The 820-nt window shown below is 42.1% G+C and carries 1 protein-coding gene; it reads right to left on the reverse strand.

Going from position 1 to position 820, the window contains the following annotated elements; all coding sequences use genetic code 11:
- Positions 1–147: 147 nt before the first annotated feature.
- On the reverse strand, positions 148–820 hold a 673-nt coding region (locus L2737_RS22205), incomplete at its 5' end, for a DOMON domain-containing protein (RefSeq protein ID WP_248957136.1).

An 820-nucleotide genomic window follows, 5' to 3' on the forward strand; every position in this document is an offset into this window, starting at 1 on the left:
CCGTGGTATTTACCTCGCGATGGCTGACAAATAATAGCCAGCTAGATGTAACCTATGTTAAAAGTTTTCTCCAAATCCAGTAATGCCTTTATAGCGTTGCTGGTTTTTTTTGCGCTTTGAGTTGTGATGCTTAAGTTAAAAGTAGAGTTAAAGCTCAAATTTCGACCAGTGGCTACGATTGTGAAAGTCAGGCGGGGAGGCGTGGTTTGGGGCAAAATATAAAGCAATCTCACCAAACCATAAAATAACACAAGGATGTATTTGCTCAATCACAGTATTTGCGATGGTGTATTGCTTATTGGATCGTTGGATTACTGGTACATTAAAGCTGCGCTCATAATGATTAGGTTTATTTGCTAGTGATGGATCATTAAATGAAGAATTCTCCACGTACCTTAATGTTGGCTTTACATTATTTATCCAATTAATAGACGCGCGCGCTTGTCCATCAGCTGCATGTAAGGGTGTTGGTGGTAAGGTCGCAGGATTACGATAGCTTTCAAATTGATATAGCGCGTAACGACCGTCTGGATTGGCATTAATCTCGATATAGGGCGTTGCCTTTTGAGCATCTGTTAGATTTTCATCATTTATCAGACGACCAGCGATAAAACACTCAAGGCAAGTCTCTTCCCACAAGTAATCATCGAATCTTACTTGCGCTTGCTGCCACACTGACCAGTTTAGCTGCTTTGCTAGCAGTTGGTTGGGCAGGGTGAGTTGATAGGTTAGCTGTAAGTATAGTGATGGCTGTCGAATAATCTGAGCACGCACCTTTATACAGATGCGCTGCAACTCATCCACTGTTACACCCAGTTGC

Origin of the sequence: Shewanella electrodiphila (genome assembly GCF_023283985.1) — a bacterium.
In the GTDB taxonomy this organism is placed as follows: Bacteria; Pseudomonadota; Gammaproteobacteria; order Enterobacterales; family Shewanellaceae; genus Shewanella; species Shewanella electrodiphila.